The organism is Asticcacaulis benevestitus DSM 16100 = ATCC BAA-896 (genome assembly GCF_000376105.1).
Taxonomy (GTDB): domain Bacteria; phylum Pseudomonadota; class Alphaproteobacteria; order Caulobacterales; family Caulobacteraceae; genus Asticcacaulis; species Asticcacaulis benevestitus.
In genome coordinates this window covers 1-8,241 of sequence record NZ_AQWM01000068.1, presented here as the reverse complement: position 1 = coordinate 8,241, position 8,241 = coordinate 1, and the positions used below count along the sequence as shown (strand labels likewise).

Annotated in this window: 7 protein-coding genes; 4 read left to right on the top strand and 3 right to left on the bottom strand. The window is 59.7% G+C overall.

Annotated elements, in window-relative coordinates:
• The 3 genes from B060_RS26935 to B060_RS0123015 all read right to left on the bottom strand — a co-directional run.
• A partial coding sequence (locus B060_RS26935) for a helix-turn-helix domain-containing protein (protein ID WP_018083738.1) occupies positions 1 to 207 on the bottom strand: 207 nt, incomplete at its 3' end.
• A gap of 459 nt (positions 208 to 666) precedes the next feature.
• Positions 667 to 1,818, bottom strand: a complete 1,152-nt coding sequence (locus B060_RS0123020) for a sensor histidine kinase (RefSeq protein WP_018084147.1) — start codon at positions 1,816 to 1,818, stop codon at positions 667 to 669.
• Positions 1,808 to 3,103 (bottom strand): sigma-54-dependent transcriptional regulator, encoded by a 1,296-nt coding sequence (locus B060_RS0123015; RefSeq protein WP_018084146.1) that lies wholly within the window; start codon positions 3,101 to 3,103, stop codon positions 1,808 to 1,810. The genes B060_RS0123020 and B060_RS0123015 overlap by 11 nt, the downstream gene beginning before the upstream one ends.
• Before the next feature lie 59 nt (positions 3,104 to 3,162).
• Between B060_RS0123015 and B060_RS0123010 the strand changes: the two genes are divergently transcribed.
• The 4 genes from B060_RS0123010 to B060_RS0122995 all read left to right on the top strand — a co-directional run.
• Positions 3,163 to 4,446, top strand: coding sequence for an efflux RND transporter periplasmic adaptor subunit (locus tag B060_RS0123010; protein WP_201768138.1), 1,284 nt, complete (start codon positions 3,163 to 3,165; stop codon positions 4,444 to 4,446).
• 11 nt (positions 4,447 to 4,457) lie between these two features.
• On the top strand, positions 4,458 to 5,135 hold the full coding sequence (locus B060_RS0123005; protein WP_018084144.1) for an ABC transporter ATP-binding protein: 678 nt from the start codon (positions 4,458 to 4,460) through the stop codon (positions 5,133 to 5,135).
• A 10-nt stretch (positions 5,136 to 5,145) separates the two neighbouring features.
• Positions 5,146 to 7,572, top strand: coding sequence for an ABC transporter permease (locus B060_RS0123000; RefSeq protein ID WP_018084143.1), 2,427 nt, complete (start codon positions 5,146 to 5,148; stop codon positions 7,570 to 7,572).
• Positions 7,565 to 8,241 (top strand): GntR family transcriptional regulator (locus tag B060_RS0122995; protein ID WP_018084142.1); only part of this gene is annotated, 677 nt, incomplete at its 3' end. The genes B060_RS0123000 and B060_RS0122995, both read left to right, overlap by 8 nt.

Here is an 8,241-nt window from a genome sequence, read left to right as displayed (position 1 = left end):
CTCAAGATAACGATCGCGCCAGCGGTAGGCCGTCTTCTTGGTCTTGCCCAGCGTCCGCACAATCGACGCCAAACTCGCCGCGTCCGCCCACATCAGCACGATCCGCGCACGCCAAACAAGCTTCTGCGGCGTGTTCCGGTCCGCCACCCAACCTTCCAACCGCACCCGAGCCTCAGGCGACAGCAACAGCCTTTTGTCCATGTCCATCGACACAGACTCGCATATTTGCAAGATCAAGGGAATCCATCCGTTGATTCCACAACACTAGTTAGAATCCCAACCTCCTCAACTTCCTATAGAAAACGTCACTCCATACTTACCAAAATGCATCCTGTGGTAGCGATAAGGGAACATCTTAACGCTCAGACTTCGGTGTCTTAAGTGACATGGACAGGAGTTGTGCGGGCCGGCTAAGCCGTGTTCCCCAACCTACTGGTTTCATTCAGTTTGGTGAAAACCGCCGGTTTGTGCTGACATACTAGTGTGCGTTAAGACGCTGCATTTTTCAAGAAATGAGCGACAAGACACTGCATTTCTGTCCAAGCCAGCGCAAAGCATTGAACACAATAGGAAAATTTACGGCCCATTTTCCACTTCCGCTCGTTTTGCGTTTCAATCTCTGACGTAGCAAGGCGCTTCCATTGCAAGCCCCCCTGATACCCCAATTCAGCAAGGGATCGTGAGATCGAATGTCGTCACGATGTCATCGATAAGCGCCGTATCCCCCCCGTGGCTCCGGGCAATCTGACGGGCTGCAGCGAGACCGATACCGTCGCCATCAGTTTTGGTTGTAAAGAAAGGTCGAAACAATTCGGATCGATATGCAGCCTCGATCCCGTTTCCACTGTCTGTCACACGAAATGTCAACCGCCCTTCTCCGAGGGTCGCGGACAAGCCGACGGTGGGTGATGATCTGGCGGCTAATGCTGCTTCTGCGCCGTTTTGCATGATGGCCCACAAGGCCTGAGTGATCTGAGCCCGGTCACAAAGCACTGGCTGGTCGACTGTCGTTTCAGCCACAAAAGCTACGCGGCCGCCCCACTGGCCTTCAAACAGCCGAGTCAAATCACCAAGCAGGTCCACAACAGATACAGGCGACAAAGCGGGCTCGGGGAGCCGTGCTACCCGGCGGTAGGCTTCCGTAAAGCGGTGTAATCCCTCGGCACGGCGGGAAAGGGTGCCTAGAATATCTGCAAGCATTTCGTCCCGACGCTCCGGCGCGGCGAGCGTCGTGAGCGCGGTTTCGGCGAGCGAGGCGATCGGCGCCATCGCGTTCATCACTTCATGGCCAAGAACACGCAGCAATTCACGCGTCGCCCGCGCTTCCGCAGCGTGCTCTTCGGCGGCAATATCAACTAGGGCAACCAAGGTGCGCTCCGGCCCAAGCCCCTGGACGTCGACGCGATCGACGCGCCAACTGCGGTTGCCGTATCGCAAGCGGGAAACCGTTGGATCTAGCAGGGCTGCCGGCGCAGGCAAAACCCTGTCATCGGTAGCAAACATGCGCCGGGCAGCGCGATTTAGGACGCGGACTCGTGCAGAGCCCTCTATGGCGAGCAGTGCGCCGGGGGCTTGGTCAAGCAGTGCACGCCAAATGATCCGCTCGCTTTCAACATCGTTCTGGACGGCAGGCGCCGCAGCGGGTTCGGGAGGGTGATTTACCCGCCACCACAGCACCGCGGTGAGCCAAGTCATCATCAGACAGGCAAACAGCACCGTGCCATACACCCCATATCGCCAGGCGAACGCGCCCAAGCCGCCGGTCAGCACCAGGCCAATCGCGATGGCTATGACGTCCAGACCGCGCCTAAAGCCCATAACGGTTCATCCGGCGATACAGTGCCTGCCGACTTAGCCCCAGCGCCGCAGCCGCATGTGAGACGTTGTGACGATGGTGGCGTAGCGCCGCCTCGATCATCACACGTTCCGACTGCCAAAGACTGACATCGAGAGGGGCCTCTCGCTCAGGCGTACTGGCGGCGATCTCCTGCACTAACTTCGGCGTGAGCGCCGCCGCATCGATTACACCGTCATCGTCGAGCAATACTACGCGCTCGATTGTCCGGCCGAGGCCGCGCACGTCGTCGAGCCAAGGCGTGGTGAGAATGACGGCCTCGGCCGTAGCGGTGAACAGCGGTACGGGTCGGCCGTGCCGCTCGGCGGCAAGGCTTGCAAAATGGCGGGCCAGAAGCAAGGCATCCGTACCGCGCATGGCCAGCGGTGGGAGTGTTATTTCAATTGTCCCAACTGTGCTGCGCAGGCGCGGTGAAAGGCTATCCGGCGTCTCGACAATGGCAATGAAACGAGCTCCATCAGGCAGCCGCTCGAGCAACCGCACCTGCTCCATTTCGTTAAGCCGATCCGGATTGCGAAGGACCAGTGTGCCGGAAGCGCCATTCATACGATCCCACGCGGCGGCGTCGCGCACCTCAACCGTCGTCTTGTCACTGTCGGCCTGTGGAGACCCGACATGGATCAAGTCCGCAACCAGGCTGCGCCCCGAACCGGCGGGGCCCGCGATCAATACGCTCGCGACGGTCGGCGCGATCCGGCGCACCACATCGCGTACGGCGACAATCGCTGGGCTGTCTCCGAGGAGGCGATGCGAGCCGATGGGGCTCGGGGTGGGCACCGCTGCGGATGGCCGAGCACGTTTGGCGATAGCCGCCTCGACGCGCGCAATCAGGTCGGCGTTGCGCCAGGGCTTCATGACAAAGTCAAGCGCACCCGCCTGCATTGCGGCGACCGCGACACGGACACCACTGTGCGCGGTGATGACAAGCACCGTCGCTGATGGATCTTCCTCCAGGATGCGTGCGAGGCAGGCGAACCCCTCCGCTCCACTGGTTTGTCCTTGGGTAAAGTTGAGGTCGAGCAGGATCGCTTCATACCGGCGGCGCGCCAGCATAGAGAAGGCCTCCTCTGGACCGATTGCACAGTCGATACGATAATGAACGCACTCAAACGCCAGCCTGATTGCACGTGAGACTTCAAGATTATCTTCGATGAGAAGAATCGTCGAAGGGGTTGACAACGGATCGTCCGTCCATCCCCGGACACTCTGTCCGGGGATGGACGCGATCCCCGTCGGCGCACTAGACATTTTCTTTTTCTTTCAATCGTTTAGGCGTTTGGGCCGGTGTAAGGCACACTAGCGACATCATGAATGAAAATACAGAGCATGCAACCACTTCCCCCGGCGCCGCGATGGATCGTCGCGTGCACAAAAAGACACGCCCCTGGTGGCGGCGCGGTGCGACGATAGCTGTAGGCCTGACGGTCGTAGCCATGATTGCGGCCTGGCGCTTCCTTCCGGCAAGCGGTTCGACCGACATCGCTATGGCCAATATCGAGACGGGCGTCGTCTCACAGGGGCGCTTCGAAGATTACCTGCCCGTGCGCGCCACGGCCGCACCAAAGGTAACGACTCTGGTCGGCGTATTGTCGGGCGGCCAGGTTGAAACCCTATGGGTCCAGGATGGCGCCAGTGTAACCGCCGGAATGCCGCTCGCTACGCTCGCAAATCCCCAGCTAAAACTGGAAGTAATGACCCGAGAGGCCGAAATCACCGGCCAACTTGGAAACCTATCCGGACAGGATCTTGCCCTGGAACGCAACCGGTTAGATCGCGCCGGGCAGATCGACCAGGCGAGTTATGACCTGATCAAGGCGCAGCGCGATCTCACCATTCATCGGCAACTGCATGAGAAAGGCATCGTCTCCGACGCGGCGCTTAAAAGTTTCGTCGCGGAGGCGGCCTATCAGGAGAACCGTCTGGCCCTCCTCCAATCAGGTGCCGCTGCCGAGACGCGTATTACCTCTGCGCAGGTGGCGAGACTGGAAGACTCGCGTAATCGCCTTACCGGCAGTCTGGCGGCCGTGCACGCCGGACTGGACGCGCTGGTGGTCCGCGCGCCGGTCGCCGGCCGGTTGACCAACTTCACACTCCAACCGGGTCAAACCCTGAAGCCTGGAGACCCCGCCGGACAGATCGACAGCGAGGACTCATGGAAGCTGGTGGCGGACGTCGATGAATATTATCTCGGCCGGGTTAGCGAAGGGCAATCGGCGCAAGGCGATGGCGGTGTCCGGCTGACGGTCGCAAAAGTGCTGCCGGCCGTCACTAACGGCCACTTTCGGGTTGAGCTGGTCTTCGACGGCCAGCCGCCAGCCGGGCTCAATCGGGGCCAGACGCTGGATGTCCGTATAACCATGGGAAGTCCAGCGACAGCCTTGGTTGCGCCTACGGGCGGCTGGCTCGACGCGGGGGGCGGCGCTTACGCGTTCGTGCTTGACCCTGACGCTCAGCATGCCCGCCGTCGCGCGATCAAGGTTGGACGGCGCAATCCTGAAAAGATCGAAATCTTGTCAGGCCTTGCCGCCAACGAGCGCATTGTCACCTCGAATACATCGTCCGTGAAGGGCGACATCCTTAACCTTCGCTGAAAGGCACCATCGTGATCCGTTTAAGAAATATCCAACGCCGCTACGTCTCCGACGAGGTCGAAACGACCGCTCTCCACGGTATTGACCTAAATGTAGACGCCGGTGAATTCGTCGCCATCATGGGACCGTCAGGTTGCGGAAAGTCGACCTTACTCAATGTGCTCGGCGCCATCGACCGGCCTACCGGTGGCAACTACCTGTTCGGCGACCAGGATCTCGCTGCGCTTGGCGAAACGGGTCTGGCGCGGTTTCGTGGAGAGACTCTTGGCTTCGTCTTTCAGAGCTTCAACCTGATCGATGAGCTGACCATTGCCGAGAATGTCGAGCTCGGTCTCGCCTATCGCCGTAAGGCCGGCGACCGGCGTGGACGCGTCGCTATGGCGCTGGACAAGGTCGGCATCGCGCATCGCGCCCGCCATTACCCGCATCAATTGTCGGGTGGGCAGCAGCAGCGTGCCGCGATCGCACGTGCGATTGTCGGCGCTCCGAAATTGATCCTTGCCGACGAGCCTACCGGCAATCTCGATACGGAGAACGGGGCTCAGGTAATGAACATCCTGACAGGCCTAAACAGTGAAGGCGCTACCATCGTCATGGTGACCCACTCGCCCAGCGATGCCGACATCGCAACCCGCCGCATCGACATGCTAGACGGTCGGATCGTCGCTTCTGTCACCCGCGCCTTGTGAGGACCGCCCAATGAACCGCTTCGCCCTCCTGACGCTCTATCGCTCACTGATCCGCCACAAGCTCTATGCGACGTTTAATATCGGCGGTCTGGCTATCGGTATCGCCGTGTTTCTAGTCCTTGGCCTCTATGTTCGGTTCGAGGCAAGTTATGAGAAATGGCTACCGCATCACGACCAGATCTATCTGGTCCAATCCGAATTCAAGTGGAGCAACAGCCCCTTTACCGGTGCGTATCCGGTGACGATGGGCGGCCTGCTGGAGGAAATGAAGCAGGATTTTCCCGGCCTTGTAGGTACCCGTTTCAACAGCGGCGAAGATGGTGGCAGCGGTAGCGTGATCCGGGACGGCGTCGCCACGCCAGAAGACATCGGCCAAGTCGATGCGGACTTCTTCAAAGTGTTCGACCTGCCAATGGTGAGCGGCGACAAGACCCAGGCGCTCGCTGATCCGTCGAGTATTGTCATTAGTCGGTCTGCCGCACGCAAATATTTCGGCGGGGCCGATCCCATCGGTCAAACCATAACCCTCGCTTTCGATGCACCGGCCAATTATCGCGTGACGGGCGTATTTGAGGATCTACCCAAGACCACTGAATTTCATTTCTCGATTTTGGCGCGATTGCCGAAGACGGGGCCGGACAACTGGCACAATTGGGGTAGCACATCGCTTAATACATATCTGCGCTTTGCTACACCGGAAGCAGCCAGGGCATTCGAGCAGAGACTACCGGCGTTTACTGATCGCCATGGCCTCAGAGACATGGGGGTTCACGCCTCACGTCAAATTGGGTTGCCACTGCTACCGCTCGAAAAAGCCCACTTTCAACCGGCTGGCCCTGAGTCCGCGAGCCGTAAACTGACGGTCGTCACGCTCGGAATCGTCGGTTTTCTGACCCTGCTCATCGCCATCGTCAACTATGTAAATCTCGCGACTGCGCAGGCTGGTCTGCGCGCTCGAGAGGTGGCGATACGCAAGGTACTCGGCGCGAACCGTCGGACCTTGATCGGCCAATTCCTCGGCGAGGCTGTTCTGATCGTCGCGTTGGCGGGGGTGATCGGGCTGATGATCGCCGAACTCGGGTTGCCGCTAGTCAATGCGGCGGGTGGTCTGTCGCTCGTTATTCCGTACACCATAGTGTTGCCGGGACTCAGCTTGCTGGTGATCTTCGTTGGCATCGCCGCCGGCTGCTATCCGGCTTTCCTGCTATCGCGCTTTCCCGCGGCGGCGGTGCTCGCCTCCGCTCGTGCACCAGGTGGCGGACGCGCCGGTACGCGAACGCGTGAAGCGCTGGTCGTTTTCCAGTTCGCCCTCGCCATTGCGTTCATTGTCGGGACGCTCGTCCTAGGTGCACAGACGCAGCACGTTCGCATGGCAGACCTGGGATTCAGGCGTGAAGGACTATTGATCGTCTCTTCGCTACCCGACAGCGGTCTCGATGCCGGCCAGCGGAGCGCCTTGATTGCCGCATTTCGGACGATACCCGGCGCCTTGTCGGTGACTACATCGGATTCTGCCGTTGGCGGTGGAAACCATAACAGAGCTGAGAAGCTCACCATCCCCGGCAGGCCTGACGCTGGTCCGTCACTAAGGCAGATAAGCGTCGGCGCCGATTTCTTCCGCACCTACGGCCCGCGCTTACTCGCTGGTAGGCTGTTTGACGACGCCCATCGGATGGACGACGCCACCGGCCTGAAGTGGGAAGACCCGCGCAATATCGTCATTAATCGCAAGGCGGTGACCGCACTTGGCTTCCGTTCACCTGATGAGGCGATCGGCAAGACTTTAAGCGGTAACGGAAACGTGCCGCGCACCATCATTGGCGTGATTGACGAACTCCGCTTCTTCTCGCCGCGGCTGCCGACCGATCCGACCTACTACGTCAACTATCGGGAGGCATCCCCTAATCCCATCGCGACGATCCGCTTTGTCGGCAACCCACGCGCCGTGACCGACGCCGCACGCACCCTCTGGCTGAAAACCGCACCGCAGACGCCGTTCATTGCCGAGACTGGCGAACGCCAGCTTCAGAAGTTCTACGATGACGACGATCGCGCCGCCCGCCTGTTCGGCATCGGCGCAGGCCTCGCCGTGCTTATCGGCTGCGTCGGTCTCTGGGGGATGGCGTCGTTCAACACCGCACGACGGATCAAAGAGATCGGGATCCGTAAGGTGCTAGGTGCCTCGTCCGGTGACATCGTCATGCTGCTGGTCGGGCAGTTCCTGCGCCCGGTGCTGATCGCCAACCTCGTCGCCTGGCCGTTGGCCTATGGCGCGATGCGAACCTGGCTAGCGGGCTTCGACGACCGCATTGCCCTGTCACCGCTATATTTCCTTGTTGCCAGTCTCTTGGCCATCTTCATCGCGGTGCTGACCGTGCTGGCCCAATCCTTGCGCGCCTCGCGCGCCGCACCGGCCTGGGCGCTCAGACATGAATAGGAAAATCCCTGCAAACTCAGCGGAAAGCAGTGCGTCGAGTTTAGCAGATATTGTAGGTCGATTGGGGAAGGATGAACAGGCGCCTCTATATCTCCAGGTGCAAAGGATATTACGGGAGGCCATCAATAACCGCCTCCTCGATCAGAACGAGGTGATACCGACTGAGCGCGACCTGGCTAAAGCTCTCGACGTTTCCCGAATTACTATCCGAAAGGCGATAGACGGCTTGGTAACGGAAGGCCTTCTATCGCGCCGTCATGGTGCCAGAACCTTTGTCGCGATGCCGGTCGGAAACAGCTCCTTGAAACTGACCTCGTTCACCGAAGATATGATTTCACGCGGACGCAAGCCCCATTCGGAATGGATATCCAAGGCACAAGGTAAGGTCACGCCAGACGAAGCAATCTATCTCGGTTTGTCGCCTGATACGATGGTCTATCGCTTTAGACGCGTTCGCTTTGCTGACGAAAAGGCCGTGGCGCTCGAATATACAACACTACTGCGCTGCTGTTTGCCATCGCTGGAATGCGTCACGAATTCGGTGTATGAAGCACTCGGAAAGATAGGACAGCGCCCGGTGCGAGCCCTTCAACGTATGCGTGCTGTTAACTTTACCTGTGAGCAGGCCGATCGGTTGGGCGCTCAGCTGGGAGATGCGGGATTTTTTAT